This is a genomic window from Oscillibacter valericigenes (genome assembly GCF_021531435.1).
Classification (GTDB): domain Bacteria; phylum Bacillota; class Clostridia; order Oscillospirales; family Oscillospiraceae; genus Oscillibacter; species Oscillibacter valericigenes_B.
In genome coordinates, this window is record NZ_JAFBIS010000016.1 from 1 (window position 1) to 20,248 (window position 20,248).

The window sequence follows — 20,248 nt, forward strand, 5'->3', positions numbered from 1 at the left end:
CCCCGAAAGCCCCCACCCGGAAGTCCCGGACATCCGCCCGGCCCGCCGGGGACGCAGCTCCCCACCGCAAGTCCCGTTCCTCCAAGGAAAACCGCCCCAAGCCGCGGACTGATCCCTACGCTCACAGCCGCCCGGTGAAAAAGGGCAAGGGCTCTTTCCGTAAGAAAGAGCAGTCGTGAGCGCATGACATAAAAATTCCCGGCACGGGCTCAACCCCCGCTGCCTTAACGAGGTGTATTTGATTGGGTATGGAAAAATACAGAGTGCATGAGGTGGCCAAGGACTTCGGCCTTCCCACCAAGACCATTACCGAGATTTTGACGAAATACGTGGCCGCGCCCAAGAACCATATGCAGGTCCTGAGCGACCATGAGCTTTCCGTGATTTTTGACTATCTGACCCAGCACAACCAGGTCTCCGGCATTCAGGCGATCTTCGCAGACACCTATCAGGCGCAGCCCAAGGCCCCGGAGACTCCCGCCAAGCCCGCTGAAAAGGCGGCCGAGAAGCCCGCTGCCGCGCCCAAGCAGCAGGCAGAGGCTCCCCGGAAGGATGCCGCTTCCAAGCAGCAGGAGCCTGCGCAGTCCGCCAAGCCTGTGCAGCCCACTACCCGCGTCCCCCAGAAGAAGATCGTGGACACCCGCAAGGGCGGCGACGTGAACCTGGCCAAGTACGATGAACGCCTGGAGGACCTGGGCGGCGAGCGCGGTCAGCGGATGCAGCAGAAGGGCGGCAAGGAGAAGTTCCGCAACAACCAGCGCAAGGGCGGCATGACCTTCTCCAACAAGCGCAAGCAGGATGAGGCCGAGAAAATGCGCCGTCTCCAGCTGGAGATCGCCAAAAAAGCCCCCGTCAAAGTCCAGATCCCCGATGAAATTTCCGTCGGCGAGCTGGCCAGCCGCATGAAGAAAACCGGCGCCGAGGTGGTCAAGTGCCTGATGAAGAACGGCGTCATGGCCTCTCTGAGCCAGATGATCGACTTCGACACCGCCGCCATCATCGCCGAGGAAATGGGCTGCAAGGTGGAGAAGGAAGTCGTCGTCACCATTGAGGAGAAGCTCATCGACGTCTCCGAGGACCGGCCCGAGGACCTGGTTCCCCGCGCCCCTGTCGTCGTGGTCATGGGCCACGTCGACCACGGCAAGACCTCCCTGCTGGACGCCGTGCGGAACACCAACGTGGCCGCGGGCGAGGCCGGCGGCATCACCCAGCACATCGGCGCCTATCAGGTGCAGATCAATGGAAAGCCCATCACCTTCCTGGATACCCCGGGCCATGAGGCGTTCACCTCCATGCGTGCCCGCGGCGCCATGATCACCGATATTGCTATTTTGATGGTGGCGGCGGACGACGGCATCATGCCCCAGACCGTGGAGTCCATCAACCACGCCAAGGCAGCAAACATCCCCATTATCGTCGCCATCAACAAAATTGATAAAGAAAACGCCAACCCCGACCGCGTCCTCCAGCAGCTGACCGAGTACGGCCTGGTGCCCGAGGACTGGGGCGGCGACACCATCTGCTGCAAGATCTCCGCCAAGAAGAACATCGGCATCGACAACCTGCTGGAAAACCTGGTGCTGCTGGCCGAGATTCAGGAGCTGAAGGCCAACCCCAACCGCGCCGGCCAGGGCACTGTTATCGAGGCCCGTCTGGACAAGGGCCGTGGCCCCGTTGCCACGCTGCTGGTGCAGAACGGCACTTTGAAGCAGGGTGACATCATCATCGCCGGCACCGCCGTGGGCCGTGTCCGCACCATGCTGGATTACAAGGGCAACCGCCTGACCGAGGCCGGTCCCTCCGTCCCCGTGGAGATTGCGGGCCTCAGCGAAGCCCCCACTGCCGGCAGTCCCTTCTTCGCCGTGGCTGACGAGCGCATGGCCCGTGAGCTGGTGGAGCAGCGCAAGGCCGAGGAAAAGGCCAAGGCCGCCGCGCCCGTGCAGAAGGTATCTCTGGAGAACCTGTTCGACCAGATCCAGGCCGGCGAGCGCAAGGAGCTGGCCCTGATCGTCAAGGCCGACGTCCAGGGCTCCGTGGAGGCGGTAAAATCCTCTCTGGAGAAGCTCAGCAACGACGAAGTCAACGTCCGGGTCATCCACGGCGGCGTGGGCGCCATCAACGAGTCCGACGTCATGCTGGCCGCGTCCTCTAACGCTATCATCGTGGGCTTCAACGTCCGCCCCGACGCCGCCGCCCGTGACGGCGCGGCCCGACAGAACGTGGATATGCGGATGTACCGCGTCATCTATGACTGCATCGACGAGATCACCGCCGCCATGAAGGGCATGCTGGCGCCCAAGTACCGAGAGGTGGTGCTGGGCCACGCGGAGGTCCGCCAGACCTACAAGGTCTCCGGCGTGGGCACCATCGCCGGCTGCTACGTCCAGGACGGCAAGATCGTCCGCTCCTGCTCCGTCCGTGTGGTCCGGGACGGCATCGTCATCCATGAGGGCAGTCTGGCCTCCCTGAAGCGGTTCAAGGACGACGCCAAGGAGGTCGTCCAGCGCTTCGAGTGCGGCCTGACCATCGAGAAGTTCAACGACATCAAGGAGGGCGACATCATCGAAGCCTTCACCATGGAGGAAATCCCCCAGTAACCGCAGCCGTTTTTCTTCCGCATTTGCCTCCCCTGTCGCCTTCCCGCGCCGCAAAGCGGCGCCCCGCGTCAGCGGGTCCAAGCGTTTTGCGCAGCAAAACCTTGCCGGAGGCGGGCTCCGCCTGCCGAGGATTTTTGACCGGGTCCCCATGAAAACCCGTTTTCATGGGCCAGGCGACATCATCGAAGCCTTCACCATGGAGGAAATCCCCCAGTAATGGACACAATAGGGGCGGCGACCGCGTCGCCGCCCCTGGTTTTTTCGTGAATATCCCTGCGCCGCAAAGCGGCGCGATTCCTCATTCAAAGGAGGTCATCCCTATGCCCAGCAACCGAATCGGCCGCATCAACGAAGAGATCCAGCGGGAACTGTCCGACCAGTTCCGCCGCTTGAAAGACCCCCGCGTCTCCTCCGGCATGGTCTCCATCACCCGGGTGGACACCACCGGCGACCTGCGCTACGCCCGCATCTACGTCAGCGCCCTGGACAAGAGCCAGGAAAAAGAAGTCTTAAAGGGCCTAAAATCCGCCGCCGGCTTCCTCCGGCGGGAGCTCGGCCGCGCCCTGCAGCTCCGCTACACCCCGGAGCTGCAGTTCATCCCCGATGACTCCATCCAGCACGGCGCCCACATTCTGGAGATGCTGCGGGACCCCAACCAGGTCAAGCCCGTGAACCCGGACAACGACGCCGTCCTGCCGGACGAGGAGGCGTGAGCCATGCTGACTGTCTCCGAGACCGCCGAATTGCTGCGGAGCTTTGACAATGTGCTTATTCTCACCCACGTCCGCCCCGACGGCGACACCGTGGGCTGTGCCGCCGCCCTGTGCGCCGGGCTGCGGGCCCTGGGCAAGACCGCGTACCTGCTGCCCAACCCGGAGCTGACAGACACCGTGGGCCCCTACGCCGCGCCCTATGCAGCCCCAGCGGGGTTCGTGCCGGACAAGGTGGTCTCCACGGACATCGCCACCACCGGACTTTTCCCGGAAAACGCCAAGCCCTACGCCGGGCGGGTGGACCTGGCCATCGACCACCACCCCTCTTTTGAGCACTTCGGCAAGGCCAATATCGTCCGCCCGGAGGCCGCCGCCTGTGCGGAGCTGCTGTACGACATTCTGGCCTCCCTGGGCCCCATCACGCCGGAGATCGCCCTGCCGCTGTACGTGGGCGTCTCCACGGACACCGGCTGCTTCGCCTACGCCAACACCACCGCCGATACCCACGCGGTGGCGGCGGCGCTGCTGCGCACCGGCATTGACTACAAGACCGTCAACAAGGTGTTCTTCCGCACAAAATCCCGGAAGCGGATGCAGCTGGAGGGCGCCATGATGAACGACTGCGAGTTTTACGACCACAACCGGGTGGCCATCCTCTCCGTCCCCCGCTCCCTGATGGAGCGTTTCCAGGCCACGGAGACTGACGCCGAGGACCTCTCCGCCCTGGGCGCCCAGATCGAGGGCGTGGACTGCGCCGTTACCATGCGGGAGCTGCGGCCGGATGTGTGGAAGCTGTCCCTGCGCACCGGCGACCGGGTCAACGCCACGGACGTCTGCCGTCTTCTGGGAGGCGGCGGCCACCGGGCCGCGGCGGGCGCTACCATCGAGGGCCCCTGGGCCGACTGCAAGGAGCGCGTCCTGAACGCCATCGCCCAAAACGTGCCCGACTTCACCAGATAAGTCCCGAACAAAGGAGAGCCTCCCATGCCCAACGGAATCCTCATCATCGACAAGCCCCAGAATTGGACCTCCATGGACGTCTGCGCCAAGATCCGGGGCATCCTCCATGAAAAGCGGGTAGGCCACGGCGGCACCCTGGACCCCATGGCCACCGGCGTCCTGCCGGTGTTCGTGGGACAGGCCACCCGCGCCGTGGAGTTCGCGGAGAACAGCCGCAAGGAATACGTGGCGGGCCTGCGCCTGGGCCAGGTGACGGACACCCAGGACGTCACCGGCGAGACGTTGGAGACCCGCCCCGTCACCGCCTCCCGCCGGGACGTGGAAGCCGCCCTTGGATGCTTCCGGGGGGACATTCAGCAGATACCTCCCATGTACTCCGCCATCAAGATCGGCGGCCAGAAGCTCTACGACCTGGCGAGGCGCGGAAAAGAAGTCGAGCGCAGGCCCCGCCCCGTCACCATCTACGAGCTGGAGCTGCTGGAGCAGGCCGGCGAGACGGATTACCTTTTCCGCTGCGTCTGTTCCAAGGGCACCTACATCCGCACCCTCTGCCACGACATCGGGCAGACCCTCGGCTGCGGCGGCACGCTGTACAGCCTCCGCCGCACCATGGCGGCGGGCTATACCACCGCCCAGGCCCACACCCTGGAGGAGGTCCAGGAGCACGGCGAATCCCTTCTCCAGCCTGTTGACACGTTATTCGCCCAGTATCCCGCCTACACTGTCCCCTCCGCCGGGAAGGAAAACCGTGTCCGCAACGGCGGCGCCATCACGGACGCTTCCCTGCCCGACGGCACCTACCGGGTCTACGGCAAAAACGGGGATTTCCTATGTCTTTCCCGTGCCGAGCACGGCACGCTGACATCCATCAAGAACTTCTTTGGAGCGTAACATGAAAGAGAGAGTCATTGCCTTGGGCTTCTTTGACGGGGTCCATCTGGGCCACGCCGCCCTGCTCCGCCGGACAGCGGAGGAAGCCGCCGCCCGGGGCGTCACCCCGGCGGTGTTCACCTTTGACCGGGTGCCGAAGGAGGTCCTCACCGGCATTCCCTGCCCCCTCATCAATTCCCCGGAGGACCGGGCCGACCTGGTGCGCCGCCTCTACGGCATCCGGGACGTCATCATGGTTCCCTTCGACGACGAGATGCGGACCACCAGCTGGGAGGATTTCGTCACGAAAATTCTGGTGGAGCGCTACCACGCCGTCCACCTGGTGGCGGGCCACGACCACCACTTCGGCCATAAAAATCAGGGCTCCCCGGAGCTTCTGGTGCAAAAGTGCGCGGAGCTGGGCCTTGGCTGCGACATCATCCCCAAGGTGGAGGTCGGCGGCATCACCGTCAGCTCCACCTACATCCGCCGCCTGGTGGAGCTGGGGCAGATCGAGCGGGCCAACCGCTTCCTGGGCCACCCCCATACCCTGACCCAGACGGTGCGCCATGGCCGTCGAATCGGCCGCACCATCGGTATCCCCACGGTGAACCTGACGGCGCCGCCCCACGTGCTGGTCCCCAGCCACGGCGTCTACGCCACCCGGGTATACCTGCCCGATGGCACCTCCTATCCCGCCGTCACCAACGTGGGCACCCGTCCCACGGTGAACAACGGCACGGACGTCACGGTGGAGGCCTGGCTCCTGGACTTTGACGGCGACCTGTACGGCCAGACGGTCCGGGTGGAGTTCTACCACCACATCCGGGATGAGATCCGCTTCGACTCCCTGGACGCTCTGAAGGCGGAGATCACCCGGAACGCCGAGACCACCCGCCAATACTTCGCTTCTCTGTAATACGGCAAAAGGCAGACGCTTCCGCGTCTGCCTTTTTTCCTACATCAGCGCCACGATGAGCCAGATGAGCCCGATGGCCCCCGCGCCCATCAGGGTGTACACCGCCGGGCTCAGCTCCCGCCACACCCGGCTGAACTTTCCGTGGTCGCCTCCGGCGTAGTTCCGGGCCACCCGCCGGGCCTCCTCCACCAGCTCCCGGGAGGTCACGCCCTCCCCGGCGGCGTCGTTCCGCACGATAAAAATAGCCTGCTCGAAAAACCGCTGGTCGGGGGAATCCACCACGACTACCCGTCTGGAAATACCTTTCACCATCGTCCATGCCTCCTGCGTGTTTGATACTTCCATTTTTCCGCGCCGCCTGGAAGTTTATACTGCTTCTCCCGGAAAAATCTCACACCTTCCGCTTTTCCTCCGCCCGGTACAGCACCTGGATGCCGCAGTCATCCTGGAGCTTCTCCCGGCGGATGCTCTCCGACAAAATCAGCCCCGCCAGGGCCTGGGGGTCCTCCCCCTCCCAGCCCGCCAGCAGGTCCTGGAGCCACTCGTCCCGGCCGGGGTCGGTCACGCCGTCGGAAACCATCACCGCGAAGCCGCCGGGCTCCAGCCGCAGCCGGGTCACATCCGGCGATGCCGGGCCGCCCCGGAGTCCCGCGGGCAGGCTGGCCCCGGTGATCCGCCGCACGGTGCCGCCCTTTTTCAGGTAGCTGGGGGCCGCGCCGTACTTGTAAAACGCCAGGTCTCCCGTGGCGGGCTGGAACACGCACAGGTCAATGGTGGTAAAGCTGCCCGTGTCCGCCCCCCGGAGGGCCATGGCGGAGTTCAGGGTCTTCATGGCCGCCTCCGGGGCGATGCCCGCCTCCAGGAACTGCTGCAGCAGGCGGCAGGTCAGGGCGGACTCCTTCCGGGCGGGTTCGCCGCTGCCCATGCCGTCGGCCAGCAGCAGGCACCACTGCCCCGCCTCCGTCTGGAAGGACGTCACGGTGTCGCCGCAGACGGTCTCCCCCTCCTTGGGCCGCAGGGCGGCCCCCACCCGGCAGGCAAAGGCCCCTTCCCCGGCGGTGGGGACAGCCTCCCCCAGCCCGGCGGCGGTGGCGGTCAGAAGCTCGCTGAGCTGGGCATACTGACCCTGGGCGCTGCGCCGGGTCTCCTCCAGCTGCCGCCGGTACTGCCGCCGCAGCAGGAAGGCGGACAGCTCCCCGTTCACCGCCGTGATGAACTCCGTCAGGTGGATGCAGCGGTCGGAGAAATGCTTGGGCAAGTCCTTGGCCATCATCCGTCCCCGCTCCAGCATCAGGGGCGTGGCGTCATTCATGGCGTTGAAGGTACCGGTGTACTCCCGCTGCCAGCAGAGGTCACACAGGGCGCAGCCCCGGCACACCCGCTCCGCCGCCCGGTCAAAGATGATGGCGGGGTTCTCCTCATTGGTTTTGGGCGTCCGGCCCATGCTGTCGTACAGCTCCCGCAGGGCCCCCGCAGCCTTTGTCAGCCGCTCCTTGAGCTGCTGCCCGGCGGAGGCCGGGTTGCCGGCCTCCTGCCGCTTCACCCGCTTTCCGCCGAACAGACGCCCCGGCAGGAGCAGGAACAGTCCCGCTCCAATGGCTGCCTCCAGCACCAGCGGCTCCGCCAGAGGCTCCGTGGATGGCAGCAGGCTCACCAGGGACGCCGCCAAAAACGCCAGCGCCGCCTCTCCCCGGCGCCGCGGCGCGCACTTCCCCGCCAACAGCCCCGCAAGACCCAGGCCCGCGGCGAATACGCCGCTGCTTGTCCCGGCGCACAGGTCCGCCGTCAGGCCTAGGCCCAGGCCCGCCGCGGCCCCCGCCAGGGCGCCCCGCTCGTAGGCGGTGTAGAGCAGCAGAACGCACAGCAGCGTCCGTCCCACGGAGACCCCCAGCACCTCCAGGTCCGCCAGTGCCAAAATCAGTGCCGCCGCCAGGAACAGCAGGCCATCAGGGGCGGACCGCCCCTCCTCTGGCCGGAACACCGGGCAGAAGAACCAGGCGGCGGCCCCCGTCAGGCCGGCGGCGGCCAGACAGGGCGTCAGGTGCCGCAGGGGTGACAGGGACTGGAGGACGTAGATGCCCCCCACCGCCAGGAACAGCCCCGCCGCCGTCACCGCCGCCACGCCGGGCCGGGTCAGCTTTTGGCTGCCCTGAAAGGCAGTGGCCGCGGTAAGAATCAGCACCCCCGTCGCCAGAAACGGCAGGGCGCCGGCAAAGTCCATGAACAGCAGCGCCCCCAGTCCGGCTCCCGTCAGGGCGGCGGCGCCGTTCATCCCCGGTCCCGCTGCCGCCACCAGCCCCAGGGCAAAGGGCGCGTAGCCCCCCGGCGTCTGGCTGGCGGTCAGTGCCGCAGCCAGAAAGAACCGCGTTCCCAAGGCCAGCAGCTTCGCCGACTGCTCTTTTCCCAATGTGATCGGACCGTGTTCCACAGCTTGTCCCTCCCGCAGTGATGGTTTTCCATCATTTTACAGGAGTTTCCTGAAAAATCCCGTCGGGAAATGTTCCCGCCGCTTTTCCCATCAGTTCGGCTCCAGTTCGGCTCCCGCCCTGAAAGAGTGGACTTTTCCTCCTTTTCATGGTATGATACAAAAATACGAATCTCTCAGAAAGGAGCGCCGCCCATGCGCATCGGCAATGTCGAAATCAACTCTCAGCTGGCCCTGGCCCCCATGGCCGGCGTCACGGACGCGGCCTTCCGCCAGATCTGTTCCGAATTGGGGGCGGGCTATACGGTGACGGAGCTCATTTCCTCCAAGGCCCTGTGCTACCACGACAAAAAGACCTTCTCCCTGCTGACCCAGTTCCCCGGGGAGCACCCCGCCGCCGTCCAGATCTTCGGCAGCGACCCCGTCTGCATGGCGGAGGCCGCCCAGATCGCCATGGAATACACCGGGGCGGATATTCTGGACATCAACATGGGCTGTCCCATGGGCAAGATCGTGAACAACGGCGACGGCGCCGCTTTGATGAAAGACCCCGACAAGGCGGGCCGCATCATGGAGGCCGTGGTCAAGGCCCTGCCGGACGTCCCCGTCACCGCCAAATTCCGCCGGGGCTGGGACATGGGCAGCTGCAACTGCGTGGAGTTCGCTAAAATCATGGAGCAGGCAGGTGCCGCCGCCGTGGCGGTCCACGGCCGCACCCGGGCCCAGGTCTACGGCGGCCAGGCGGACTGGAACTGCATCCGCCAGGTGAAGGAGGCCGTCTCCATCCCGGTCATCGCCAACGGCGACATCTGGAAACCGGAGGACGCCGCCCGCATCCTGCAGCACACAAAGGCGGACATGGCCATGATCGGCCGGGGCAGCTTCGGCAACCCCTGGCTGTTCCAGCAGGCGAAAGCCGTGCTGGAGGGCCGTCCCGTCCCGCCGCTGCCAAGCCTCGCGGAGCGGTGCGACACCGCCGTGCGCCAGTTCGAGCTGGCGGCGGCCAACAAGGGCGAGCGGGTGGCGGTTCTGGAGGCCCGCCGCCACTATTGCTGGTATCTGAAGGGCGTGCCCCACTCCGGTTACTATAAGGAGCAAATCGTGAAAATGAACACTCTGGAAGACGTGTATGCGGTGACAAAGGGCATCAAGAGGGACCTTGCATGATGGATCGACAGGAACAAAACTGGATCGCCGCCGCCCAAACGGGCGACCAGGATGCCTTTGAGCAGCTGGTGCGGCTGTATGAAAAGCGAGTCTACGCATTGACCTCCCGGATGTGCCGCAACCCCGCCGACGCGGAGGAGGCCGCCCAGGAGGCGTTCCTGGCCGCCTGGCAGGGCCTGCCCTTCTTCCGGGGGGATGCCAGCTTCTCCACCTGGCTGTACCGTCTGGCGTCCAATGCCTGTGTGGATGTTCTCCGCCGGGAGGTCCGCCACCAGGCCGCCGCCTCCCTGGATGACGAGGATGCCGCCATCGACCTCCCCGACGGCTCCCTGTCCCCCCACGATGAGGCGGAACGGGCGGAGCTGCGCCAACATATCGAGAACGGTCTTGCCGCCCTGCCGCCGGACTACCGCCAGGTGCTCATCCTCCGGGAGCTGCACCAGCGAAGCTACGATGAAATCGCGGACATCCTCTCCCTGGATCTCGGCACGGTGAAGTCCCGCATCAACCGGGGGCGGAAGCGGCTGCGAAAAATTTTGCTGGAAAGCGGGAACTTTTCCGTCCCTCCTGCGTCCAAAGAATCAGAAAAGGAGGGCTGCAAATGAAATACTGTGAAAATTTCGCGGCCCTGCTGGACCCGTTTGTCGATGGCGAGCTGTCTCCCGGCGAGATGGCCCGTGTCCAGGCCCATCTGGACGAATGCCCCGCCTGCCGCGCCTATGTGGACGACGCCCTGGCCATCCGGGCCGCCTTCCCCGACGCGGAGGACACAGAGCTTCCCGACGGCTTTGCCGAAAGCGTCATGGCCCGCATCCAGGCAGAGGCTGTCCCCCGGGCGGAGGCCGCCTCCCAGACGGAGGCCGTCCCCCGGGCAGAAACCGCCCACAAAAAGAAACCCTCCCGCCCCTGGTTGAAAGCCCTGGCGTCTTTGGCGGCCTGCTGCGCCATCGTGCTTTTGGTGGGTCCCCTGTTCTCCGGCGGTGCCAAAACAGAGGCGCCCGCCGCTGCCGCCGATACCGCCGCGTCCACGGAGCGGGCTATGGTCTCCAGCGAAGAGGCCGCTGAGGAAGCGGCTCCCGCCGAAGCCCCTGCCGCAGAAACGTACTACACCGCCGGAACCGCCGAAGCAGAGCCGCAGGCTCCCGCCGCCGCTGCCGCCGGGCCGGAGGAGGACCAGGCTTCGTTCAAAGCGAACTCTCCCGACGTCCAGATGCAGGCCGCTGACGGCGGAAGCATCTCCACCCTGACCCTCCCGCCGGAGGCCGCCTCCCTGCTGGCGGATTTTGCTCCCGTGGAGGAGACGGATACGGAGGCCCGCTATGAGCTGACCCGCCAGGACTGCGACGTCCTGACGGAATCCCTGACCCAGGCGGACATTGCCTTCACCCTGGACGATGCGGACTCCGATACCGTGCTGGTCATCCTGGAAAAATAAACAACGCAGAACGGTGCCTCTCTTTGCTGTGGATATTCTCTGCGGCAAAGAGAGGCGCATTGTATGCCCCCAGCCCCCGTGATTTTCCCTCTTGCAATCTCTCCGGGAGTATGCTATACTCCCTCTTTGACAGGTGCCATCTCCCTGTCCAAGCACCGGGCTCCCGGTGTTCGTTCGGCAGCATCCGCTGACCGTTCTCTAAACAAAAAAATGGAGGTCACCCGCGCCTTTCGCGGGTATGTGCTGTGCATTTTCAGGCCTCCACCCCAGGAGGTCTTTTTTCATGTCCAAATCCAAATTCACCACCCGCCAGCTGGCCACTGCCGGCATCATCGCCGCCGTCTACGCCGGTCTGACCCTGCTGCTGCCCATCCCCCAGTACGGCGGCGTGCAGCTCCGTGTGGCGGAGGCCATGACGGTCCTGCCCTTCCTCATCCCGGAGGCCATCCCCGGCCTGGCCGTGGGCTGCTTCCTGGCGAACCTGCTGGGCTCCCCCTATGTGCTGGACTGGGTCTTCGGCACTCTGGCCACCCTGCTGGCGGCCATCTGGACGTCCAAGCTGAAAAACCGCTGGCTGGCGCCCCTGCCCCCGGTGGTGTGCAACGCGGTCATCGTGGGCGCGGAGATCGCCTACTTCGCCACGCTGGACGGTGCCGCCTTCTGGCCCGCCTACGCGCTGAACGCCTTTACCGTGGGCCTGGGCGAAGCCATCGCCTGCTTCGTCCTGGGCACGCTGCTGCTCCGGGCGCTGGATAAGGTCCCCGCCCTCCGCCGCGCCGCCTGATTTCATCCACGCAAAAAAGCACCGGAAACCTGTTGGTTTCCGGTGCTTTTTGTGCATTTACAGAGCTTCGAATTCTTCCTTGCCCACACCGCAGATGGGGCACACCCAGTCAGCGGGCAGGTCCTCCCATTTGGTGCCGGGGGCGATGCCGTTATCAGGGTCTCCAGCCGCCTCGTCGTAAATATAGCCGCAGGGTTTGCACTCGTACTGTTTCATATCGACAGCCTCCCATGATTTTTTGGATGGCTTTATCATACTCCTTCCGCAAACTACAATCTGCCGCATATGCAACAGTTTTCCCATCAGCGCAGCTTTTTCCGAATTTTTTCCTTGACCTCCGGGGACAGCAGCTTGCCGGCGATGCGCACCGGCAGGGGCGGCAGAGCGCAGAACGCTTTACGCACCTGGTCGAAGGGCTCCAGCGCATAGGCGGAGAAGAAGTCGGCGCGGTCAAGGGCGGCTTGGATGGGCGACGCCAGCCGGGGATTCCCGGCCACCGCCCGCTCCACGGGGAACACCTGGCGGCTGAGGGGCAGCTTGTCGAAGATGTGGCTGCCGTGGGCGGTATTCACCAGAAGCAGGCTGACGCCCTTTTTCTGCTGCTCCGGCAGTTCGTCGTCCTTCAATCCCCAGAAATCGCCCAGGGTGAAATCGCCGGGGCGGTTCAGATTCGTATAGGCACAGCAGTGGCAGCTGGACCGCAGGAACAGCGCCCGGCCAAAGGCACGGCCGTATTCCGTTCTGAACAGCGGCGCGGTGTCCACGGTGCCGTCGTCATAGACGGTGGTGAAGTGGCTGTCCTTCCAGCCGGTGACCTTGTTGCGGAACCGCACGGCCTGGATGCCCTTGCCCTTCCGCTGCTCAATGGAGCGGGCCGTGTTCTCCCACACGCCGGGAGAGGGCACGCCGTGGCACACCAGGTCGCAGGTGGTCAGGTTCTCCGGGCGGCCGCCCAGAAAGTGGTACAGGCCGTCCACCTGGCAGGGCGTGCCGGAAAACAGCACCGGCCTGGTTTTCAAAATCAGCTTGATCTCCCGGAAGGTGTCCCCTAGGTCGCTCTGGACGTACTTGGTGCCCCGGAGCCGCCACAGGTCCTCCTTGCGGAAGCAGGCCACATGGCGCAGATGCTGTCTGCCGTCCATGGCGGCACCGAACACCACGCCGCCACCCTCCAGCACATACTCCGCCAGCGCGGTGAACACACCGCCGGAGGTGGAATCCTTGCGGATCTGGTCGTCCCGGTTCCAGGCGGCGAAGGCCGCGGGCAGGGGCTTCGGCTCCCGCTGGGCCAACAGGGGACAAACGGCGGTGCAGTGGCCGCAATGAACGCATTTCTCCGGGTCGATAGCGGGATAGGAGAAGCCGTCCTTCCCCCGGGTCATGGCGATGGCGTCCCTGGGGCAGCCGCTGGCGCAGGCGCCGCAGCCGGTGCAGCGGTTTTGCGCCGCCAGCCGGGGCAGATCCGTCTCTATCTTTTGGGGCACAATGGTTTCGGGAATTTCTCCCTCTCCCGTCAGGGCGGCGCGGAGGAAATTCAGAGACGCTGTCCGCTGCGCCGTCAGCCGGGCGGAGACAGTATCCCAGTCGATGGTGTCATCCAGCCCGTCCACGTCGCCCTTGCCCACGATGCGGCGCTCCAGCCCCAGGGGGGACAGCAGGCCGAACAGACGGGAAGTCTCCGGGACCATCAGCTCCGCCGCCGGAGCGGAGGCAAAGAACGGCTTTTGGAAAACGACAGAAAGGGCCGCGCCCGCAAAGGAATCCGTACAGACCCAGGCGGCGTTCCGGATCAGATCCAGGTACTCCGCCGGGCCGGGATCTTCGATATGGCGGCCCTTTCCTTTTCCGCCGTGAAGCCGGACCACCGGCAATCCGGTTTTTTCCGCCAGCTTCCGGACGTAGGGTGCCAGGGGGCCGGGGCGTCCGCCGCAGTCCCACAGAAGATACTCCCCGGGGGCATTCTTCGCATGTTCTCCCAGGGTATTTGTCCACTCCTCCGCCGTCAGCAGCAGCATGGGGTCCAGCACCACCGGCACGTTCCGGTGGGCCGCTTCCTCCAGGATGGCCTTGTCCCGGTATCCGGCGGCGGACAGGTGGGAGAACCCCGCCAGATACCGCTCCAGCTCCGCCGTCTCCGACCGGCTGCCTCCGCCGAAGGAGGGGGCGTAGGCGATCTTCCGCCGCTGGGTGAACGTGCCGAAAAAGACCGGGTCCTGCTTTTCTCCAGCCCACACCGGGCCGCTGGCCAGCAGGACATCATAGGGCAGCTCGGCGCTGCGCAGCTCCTCCAGGCTGGAAAAGCAATGGCCGGAGATCCGCAGACCGGGCAAGGGATGTCCCGCTTTCTCCCGGCTCTGCCGCCCATGTCCGGACTGGGCGGGCTGCCCGCCGGGGCGATAGTTGACGATCTCGCAATCCGCGCCCAGCGCTTCCGCGGCATGTTCCAGAGCCGCCGCGGAAAGCAGCGTGCCGGTTTGATTTGTCTGACAAAAGGTAAGCAGTCCTGCTTTCAAAAGAGAGACTTCCTTTCTTTCAAATCACTTCAGATCCATCACAACGTTCTGCGGCGTCAGAAGATCGTCCTCCGCGATCCAATCAGCCACGGGGACCACCTCAAACTCCGTCTCCGTCCGGCGGATGACCACCTTTTCCAGGCCCGCGTTGATGACCATACGGCGGCACATCAGGCAGGAGGTGGCATCCGCCAAAAGCTCGCCGGTGCGGGCGTCCCGGCCCACCAAATAGATGGTGCCGCCCACCATGTCCCGCCGGGAGGCGGAGATGATGGCGTTGGCCTCGGCGTGGACGCTGCGGCACAGCTCATACCGCTCGCCTCTGGGGACCTTCATGGCCTCCCGGGAGCAATAGCCCATATCCACGCAGTTAGCGCGGCCCCGGGGGGCGCCGTTATAGCCGGTGGAAATGATCTCATCATTTTTCACGATAATGGCACCGTAGACCCGGCGCAGGCAGGTCGCCCGCTCCAGGACGGTCTCGGCAATGTCCAGATAGTAATTTTCCTTACTGATGCGGTCCATAGGCAGCCCTCCGTAAACGTTCTCTGATGGTATTTTAGCATGGTTTGCAGGCCCCCGCAAGAGGGTGGTTTTCCCAGGGACGCACCCGTTCAGGGGAGCTCATGTCCCGCCCGGACAGCGATCATCTCCGCCGTGACGGACACCGCGATCTCCTCCGGCGTCTCCGCGCCGATGGCGAGGCCGATGGGGGCGTGGACTTTGGCGTACTCCTCCGCCGTAAAACCCGCCGCCAGCAGGCGGTCCCGGCAGATGGACAGCTTCTTCTTTGAACCGATGCAGCCGATGTACTTGGCCCCGCTGCGGAGGGTCTGGGTCAGCACCTCATAGTCCGCCTGGTGGCCCCGGGTCATAATGACCACATAGTCGTCAGGCGTTACCTTGATTCTCTCCGCCAGGGCGGTAAAGGACCCGCACAGGGCCGCCTCCGCCTGAGGAAACAGGGCCGGGTCCGCGAACTCCGGGCGGTCATCGTAGACCACCGGGCGGAAGCCCACCGCCGCGATAGCGGGCACCAGCGCCTGGGACACATGGCCGCCGCCGAAGATATACACTCTTCCGCCCCGGACGGCGGGCAGGACGAACCAGCCCTCCCGGAACACCGCCCGGCTCTCCAGCAGTCCGGCGGGAATGTCTTCAATATAGTGCGTCCCGGTGCGGTCCGCCAGGCCCATGTCGGTGACGGCTGCGCCGTCCAGCTTCCGCACCAGCCAGGTGTCGGTGCTGCCCGCCGTGGCGTCCAGCAGGGCGCGGAAAACCGTGACAACATGGCTGTCCGACGCGGCGAGACAGTGGAAATGGAGGGTCACATCGCCGCCGCAGACCATGCCCAGACTGGCAGCATCCCCCTGGACGAAGCGGAACTCCCGGAGGGCGTTCTCCCCCGTTTTCAGCAGCTTGGACGCCAGTTTCTGGGCCTCATATTCCACATTGCCCCCTCCCACGGTGCCAATGCTGGTCCCGTCCGGGAACACCGCCAGCACCGCCCCGGCCCCCCGGGGCGTGGAGCCGCTGGAGGCCAGCACCGTCACCAGCTCCGCATCCTGTCCTTTTTCCAGAGCATGTACCAACTGACGAAGCAAAGCACGCATAGTTCCGTTCTCCTTTTTGTTTTTTTACATTGTATCACAGAAGGCGGTTTTTTTACAAACTTTTGAAGAAATCCGCTTTTTCAAATCGTATGATAGAAAGACAGTGGACAGCGGAGGAGGTGAGGCGGTGTCCGGGATGACAAGGGACCGGTTTTCGGAGCTGGTCCGGCAATATGAACGGCTGGTGTACACCGTCTGCTTCCAGCTGGTCCGGGACGGCCCCGCCGCCGAGGACCTGACCCAGGAGACCTTTCTCGCCGCCTACCTCCACCAGGAGTCCATGCCGGAGGGCTACGAACGGCAATGGCTGGCGCGCATCGCCGCCAACAAAGCCAAGGACTACCTGCAAAGTGCCTGGAACCGCCGCGCGGTGCTGCCGGGAGACGAGGGGATCCCGCCGGGTCTGGCGCCGCCCGCCGAGGAGGTCGTGCTGGAACGGGCCGGGGCTGACGACATCCGGGCGGCTGTCGCGGAATTGAAGGAACCGTACAGGCCGGTATGCAGGCTGTGCCTGCTGGAGGAAAAGTCCCCGGAGGAGGCGGCCCTGGCATTGGGCAGGCCCGTGAAAACGATACATACCCAGCTTTCCCGGGGAAAGCGGCTCCTGCGGGAGCGGCTGGAGAGGAGTGAGACACATGGAAATCTTTCGACATGACGGGCACCTGACAAACGAGGCTTTGGCGGCGCTGACATCCGGAGCGCCGCTGGATGAGACGGCCCGGCTGGAGCTGGCGGAGCATCTGGCCTATTGCGACCTGTGTCTCCAGCGGTACACCGACGTCCTGGCGCTCGCTCCCCTGCTGACGGCGGAGCGGTCCTGTCAGGAGAGTCTTTGGCGGCGCATCCGGGCGCGGACAGTGCGGATTTTTACAAGCCGGTATGCGGCGGCCGCGGCCGGCGTGGTCCTGGCCCTGACGTTGGTCTGGGGCAGTGGGTACGGGAGCATCCGCCTGCCGGAGCTGCCGGAGGACCGGCCCACCGTCTCCGACGGGCTGCGGAAATGGAATGAATCCCTGGACAGCGCCATGTCCGGGGTGAACGAATTTTTTGACGGGCTGAGCCGGCAGGCGCCGCCCGCCCAGGGAGGTAAGTAAACCATGAAACGAAAGCACGGACTTTTGCTGTTTATCGCAGCCTGCATCCCCGGCTGCGGCGAGATGTACCAGGGCTACATGAAGCGGGGCATCTCCATTCTGACGGCCTTCTGCGCCGTCTTTGCCCTGGCGGTCTTTCTGGAGATCGGCGCCCTGGCGGTGCTGATGATCCCGCTGTGGCTGTTCTCCTTTTTTGACAGCTACAATCTCCGGGGCCAGACCGACGCCCAGGCGGAATCCAATCCCGACGCCTATCTGTTCGGTCTCAGCGATATGGACAGCCGCCGGATGAGCGACCTGCTGCGCAAGCGCCACAGTCTGGTGGGCTGGGGGCTGGTGATCCTGGGCGTCTATGTTTTCTACACCACCGCGGCCGACTGGGTGACGGACTTTTTCTATCAGTTCTTCGACGCCTGGTGGATCGGCCGCATCCTGTCTTACGACGTGCCCCGGCTGGCGGTGACGGTGGGCATCATCGCCCTGGGCGTGTGGTTCATCCGGGGGCCGAAAAAGGCCGAGGATATTCCGGCTTTCACGCCGCCGGAGGAGCCTGCGGGTGGGAATGCTGAGGAAGCAGAGCCCGCAGAGGAAGCGCAGGAGGCCGGACATGGAGACGAATGAGCGGACCGCGCCCGAAAAACAGCGCCGGGTGGGGACCTTTACCCTGGGCGTGGTGCTGGTGGTTTCCGGCGTTTTGATGCTGGTCTCCATGTTCTGGCCCCAGCTGGATTGGGCATGGGCGCTGAAATGCTCACCCCTCATCCTCATCGGCCTGGGCGCGGAGACGCTGGTGGCGGCAAAAGGCGGTGGAAAAGTGAAGTACGACTGGGTAGGCATGGTGCTGTGTTTCGTGCTGGTGTGCGCGGCGCTGTGCCTGTACGCCGCTGCGTGGTGGTTACTATACGGGCCGGAATACGGCTTTATCCTGTAAAAAAGAGGTGGACTTCCGTCCACCTCTTTTTTACTTTGCCTGGCGCATGGACAGGCTGATGCGTTTTTTCTTCTCGTCCACTTCCAGCACGACCACCTTCACCACGTCGCCCACGGAGACCACCTCCGAGGGGTGCCTGATGAACTTGTCCGCCACCTGGGAGATGTGGACCAGACCGTCCTGGTGGACGCCGATGTCCACGAACACGCCGAAGTCGATAACGTTGCGGACGGTGCCCGTCAAGACCATGCCGGGCTTCAGGTCTTTCATCTCCATGACGTCGGTGCGGAGAATGGGGGCGGGCAGGTCGTCCCGGATGTCCCGGCCCGGCTTCATCAGCTCGCTCACCACGTCCCGCAGGGTGGGGACGCCCACGCCGATGGCTTCGGCGGCCTTTTCCTCGCCGTAGGCTTTCACCTGGGCAGGCAGGCTGCCGAGGTTCCCGGCCTTCACATCCGCGAGAGAATGGCCCGTCAGCTCCAGGAGCTGCTTGGCGGCGTCGTAGGACTCCGGGTGGACGGCGGTGTTGTCCAGCACAGACTTGCTCTCCGGCACGCGGAGGAAGCCCGCGCACTGCTGGAATGCCTTGGGACCCAGTTTGGGCACTTTTTTCAGCTGCGCCCGGGAGGTGAAGGGGCCGTTCTCCTCCCGGTAGGCCACCACGTTTTTGGCGGTGGTGGCGTTCAGGCCTGAGACCCGCTGCAGCAGGGACGGAGAGGCGGTATTCACATCCACGCCCACGGCGTTGACGCAGTCCTCCACCACGCCGCCCAGGGCCTCGTCCAGCCGCTTCGGGGGCATGTCGTGCTGGTACTGGCCCACGCCGATAGCCTTGGGGTCGATCTTCACCAGCTCCGCCAGGGGGTCTTGCAAGCGCCGGGCGATGGACACGGCGGAGCGGAGGTTCACGTCGTACTGGGGAAATTCCTCCGCCGCCAGGGGGCTTGCGGAGTAGACGGAGGCCCCCGCCTCGGAGACGATCATGTAGCTGACATTGGCGCCGGCGGCATTCACCTGCCGGATCAGCTCCACCGCCATCTGCTCCGTCTCCCGGCTGGCGGTGCCGTTGCCGATGGCGATGTGCTCCACACGGTGCTTTTTAATCAGTTTGGAGAGGGTCACGATGGCCTCGTTCTTCTGCCGCTCGCCGTAGGTGGGGTACACCACGGCGGTATCCAGCACCTTGCCCGTGCCGTCCACCACCGCTACCTTGCAGCCCATGCGGTAACCGGGGTCAAGGCCCATAGTCACCTTGCCCTTCACAGGAGGCTGCATCAGCAGGGGCCGCAGGTTCAGGGCAAACTGGCCGATGGCGCCCTCGCAGGCAGAGGCGGTCAGCTCGGACCGGGCCTCCCGCTCCAGGGAGGGGAAGATCAGGCGGTCGTAGGCGTCCTCGGCGGCGGCTTTCACGAACTCCATGGCGGCGCTGCCGGGGATGACCGCGTGGCGGCGGACGGTGCGGAGGGCCATCTCCCGGTCCAACTCCACGGAAACTTTCAGTTTTTCCTCCTTCTCGCCCCGGTCGATGGCCAAAACCTGATGGCCCTGGAGCTTAGCGAGGGAACGGGAAAAGTCGTAATACAGGCGGTAGACGGTGTCCTCGTCGGTGGCGGCCACGCTGCGGAGCAGGCCGTTCTTCGCCAGCAGGTCCCGGAGCTTTTTGCGCAGGTCGGCGTCGTCGGAAATCTGCTCGGCGATGATGTCGGATGCGCCCGCCAGGGCGTCCTCCGCCGTCTCCACGCCCTTTTCCGGGTCGATGTAACGGGCGGCCTCGGTCAGCGGGTCGGGACAATCCGGGGCCTGGGCGAACAGGAGCAGGGCCAGAGGCTCCAGCCCCTTTTCCTTTGCAGCGGTGGCCCGGGTGCGGCGCTTCTGCTTGTAGGGGCGGTACAGATCCTCCACCTCTGCCAGGGTCCGGGCGGCGTCGATGGCGGCGGACAGCTCCTCCGTCAGCTTGCCCTGGTCCTCGATGGATTTTTTCACCGCCTCCCGGCGCTCCTCCAGGCCCCGGAGGTACTTCAGCCGCTCCTCCAGGGTGCGGAGGGAGGTGTCGTCCATGGCGCCGTGGAGTTCCTTGCGGTAGCGGGCGATGAAGGGGATGGTGTTGCCCTCGTCCAGAAGCTGGACGACATTGGCCACGTGGCGGGGGTCTTTATCCAGCTCTTGGGCCAGGATTTGGATGATGTCCATAGTCTGATTCCTTTCACAAAAAATGTCCCCCCTGCGG

Annotated in this window: 20 protein-coding genes; 13 read left to right on the forward strand and 7 right to left on the reverse strand. The window is 65.0% G+C overall.

The window, feature by feature from the left end; translation table 11 throughout:
• Positions 1-248 precede the first annotated feature (248 nt).
• The 5 genes from infB (at position 249) to JQM68_RS09650 (ending at position 6,059) form a co-directional block, all read left to right on the forward strand.
• Positions 249-2,597 carry a translation initiation factor IF-2 gene (infB, locus tag JQM68_RS09630; protein ID WP_235222798.1) on the forward strand — a complete coding sequence of 783 codons (2,349 nt, stop codon included), beginning with the start codon at positions 249-251 and terminating at the stop codon, positions 2,595-2,597.
• Positions 2,598-2,917: 320 nt separating this feature from the next.
• Positions 2,918-3,310, forward strand: a complete 393-nt coding sequence (rbfA, locus tag JQM68_RS09635) for a 30S ribosome-binding factor RbfA (RefSeq protein ID WP_235222799.1) — start codon at positions 2,918-2,920, stop codon at positions 3,308-3,310.
• Between the two features lie 3 nt (positions 3,311-3,313).
• Positions 3,314-4,270 (forward strand): DHH family phosphoesterase, encoded by a 957-nt coding sequence (locus JQM68_RS09640; RefSeq protein WP_235222800.1) that lies wholly within the window; start codon positions 3,314-3,316, stop codon positions 4,268-4,270.
• A gap of 24 nt (positions 4,271-4,294) precedes the next feature.
• Positions 4,295-5,161 carry a tRNA pseudouridine(55) synthase TruB gene (gene truB, locus JQM68_RS09645; protein WP_235222801.1) on the forward strand — a complete coding sequence of 289 codons (867 nt, stop codon included), beginning with the start codon at positions 4,295-4,297 and terminating at the stop codon, positions 5,159-5,161.
• Position 5,162: 1 nt separating this feature from the next.
• Positions 5,163-6,059 carry a bifunctional riboflavin kinase/FAD synthetase gene (locus tag JQM68_RS09650; RefSeq protein ID WP_235222802.1) on the forward strand — a complete coding sequence of 299 codons (897 nt, stop codon included), beginning with the start codon at positions 5,163-5,165 and terminating at the stop codon, positions 6,057-6,059.
• A gap of 39 nt (positions 6,060-6,098) precedes the next feature.
• Here the strand turns inward: JQM68_RS09650 and JQM68_RS09655 are convergent, their stop codons facing one another.
• Both JQM68_RS09655 and JQM68_RS09660 read right to left on the reverse strand, forming a co-directional pair.
• The gene (locus JQM68_RS09655) at positions 6,099-6,371 is read right to left on the reverse strand and encodes a hypothetical protein (RefSeq protein ID WP_235222803.1); all 273 of its coding nucleotides are present in this window, start codon (positions 6,369-6,371) and stop codon (positions 6,099-6,101) included.
• Positions 6,372-6,450: 79 nt separating this feature from the next.
• Positions 6,451-8,487, reverse strand: coding sequence for a SpoIIE family protein phosphatase (locus tag JQM68_RS09660; protein WP_235222804.1), 2,037 nt, complete (start codon positions 8,485-8,487; stop codon positions 6,451-6,453).
• Between the two features lie 192 nt (positions 8,488-8,679).
• Here JQM68_RS09660 and dusB point away from each other — a divergent pair, with 192 nt between their 5' ends.
• The 4 genes from dusB (at position 8,680) to JQM68_RS09680 (ending at position 11,870) form a co-directional block, all read left to right on the forward strand.
• On the forward strand, positions 8,680-9,651 hold the full coding sequence (gene dusB, locus JQM68_RS09665; RefSeq protein WP_235222805.1) for a tRNA dihydrouridine synthase DusB: 972 nt from the start codon (positions 8,680-8,682) through the stop codon (positions 9,649-9,651).
• On the forward strand, positions 9,648-10,256 hold the full coding sequence (locus JQM68_RS09670; protein WP_235222806.1) for a sigma-70 family RNA polymerase sigma factor: 609 nt from the start codon (positions 9,648-9,650) through the stop codon (positions 10,254-10,256). Before dusB ends, JQM68_RS09670 begins: the two co-directional genes overlap by 4 nt.
• Complete coding sequence (locus JQM68_RS09675; RefSeq protein ID WP_235222807.1) at positions 10,253-11,086, forward strand: anti-sigma factor family protein; 834 nt, start codon at positions 10,253-10,255, stop codon at positions 11,084-11,086. The genes JQM68_RS09670 and JQM68_RS09675 overlap by 4 nt, the downstream gene beginning before the upstream one ends.
• 283 nt (positions 11,087-11,369) lie before the next feature.
• Positions 11,370-11,870, forward strand: a complete 501-nt coding sequence (locus JQM68_RS09680; RefSeq protein WP_235222808.1) for a QueT transporter family protein — start codon at positions 11,370-11,372, stop codon at positions 11,868-11,870.
• 57 nt (positions 11,871-11,927) lie between these two features.
• Here the strand turns inward: JQM68_RS09680 and rd are convergent, their stop codons facing one another.
• From rd to JQM68_RS09700, 4 genes are all read right to left on the reverse strand, one after another.
• A complete protein-coding gene (gene rd / locus JQM68_RS09685) occupies positions 11,928-12,086 on the reverse strand; it encodes a rubredoxin (protein ID WP_235222809.1) in 159 nt (52 codons plus the stop codon).
• Positions 12,087-12,172: 86 nt separating this feature from the next.
• Complete coding sequence (locus tag JQM68_RS09690) at positions 12,173-14,383, reverse strand: Coenzyme F420 hydrogenase/dehydrogenase, beta subunit C-terminal domain (RefSeq protein ID WP_235222810.1); 2,211 nt, start codon at positions 14,381-14,383, stop codon at positions 12,173-12,175.
• A 24-nt stretch (positions 14,384-14,407) separates the two neighbouring features.
• Complete coding sequence (locus tag JQM68_RS09695; protein WP_235222811.1) at positions 14,408-14,908, reverse strand: deoxycytidylate deaminase; 501 nt, start codon at positions 14,906-14,908, stop codon at positions 14,408-14,410.
• Positions 14,909-14,997: 89 nt separating this feature from the next.
• Positions 14,998-15,996, reverse strand: a complete 999-nt coding sequence (locus JQM68_RS09700) for an XdhC family protein (RefSeq protein WP_235222812.1) — start codon at positions 15,994-15,996, stop codon at positions 14,998-15,000.
• A 136-nt stretch (positions 15,997-16,132) separates the two neighbouring features.
• On the opposite strand from JQM68_RS09700, the gene JQM68_RS09705 reads away from it, so the two are divergent.
• Genes JQM68_RS09705 through JQM68_RS09720 form a run of 4 tightly spaced genes read left to right on the forward strand, consistent with a single transcriptional unit; the run spans position 16,133 to position 18,021 of the window.
• Positions 16,133-16,651 (forward strand): RNA polymerase sigma factor, encoded by a 519-nt coding sequence (locus JQM68_RS09705; RefSeq protein ID WP_235222813.1) that lies wholly within the window; start codon positions 16,133-16,135, stop codon positions 16,649-16,651.
• Complete coding sequence (locus JQM68_RS09710) at positions 16,632-17,090, forward strand: hypothetical protein (protein ID WP_235222814.1); 459 nt, start codon at positions 16,632-16,634, stop codon at positions 17,088-17,090. The genes JQM68_RS09705 and JQM68_RS09710 overlap by 20 nt, the downstream gene beginning before the upstream one ends.
• 3 nt (positions 17,091-17,093) lie before the next feature.
• A complete protein-coding gene (locus tag JQM68_RS09715) occupies positions 17,094-17,711 on the forward strand; it encodes a hypothetical protein (RefSeq protein ID WP_235222815.1) in 618 nt (205 codons plus the stop codon).
• Positions 17,698-18,021, forward strand: a complete 324-nt coding sequence (locus JQM68_RS09720) for a hypothetical protein (RefSeq protein ID WP_235222816.1) — start codon at positions 17,698-17,700, stop codon at positions 18,019-18,021. Before JQM68_RS09715 ends, JQM68_RS09720 begins: the two co-directional genes overlap by 14 nt.
• 30 nt (positions 18,022-18,051) lie before the next feature.
• On the opposite strand, the gene JQM68_RS09725 is transcribed toward JQM68_RS09720, so the two are convergent.
• On the reverse strand, positions 18,052-20,211 hold the full coding sequence (locus JQM68_RS09725; protein WP_235222817.1) for a Tex family protein: 2,160 nt from the start codon (positions 20,209-20,211) through the stop codon (positions 18,052-18,054).
• Positions 20,212-20,248 lie beyond the last annotated feature (37 nt).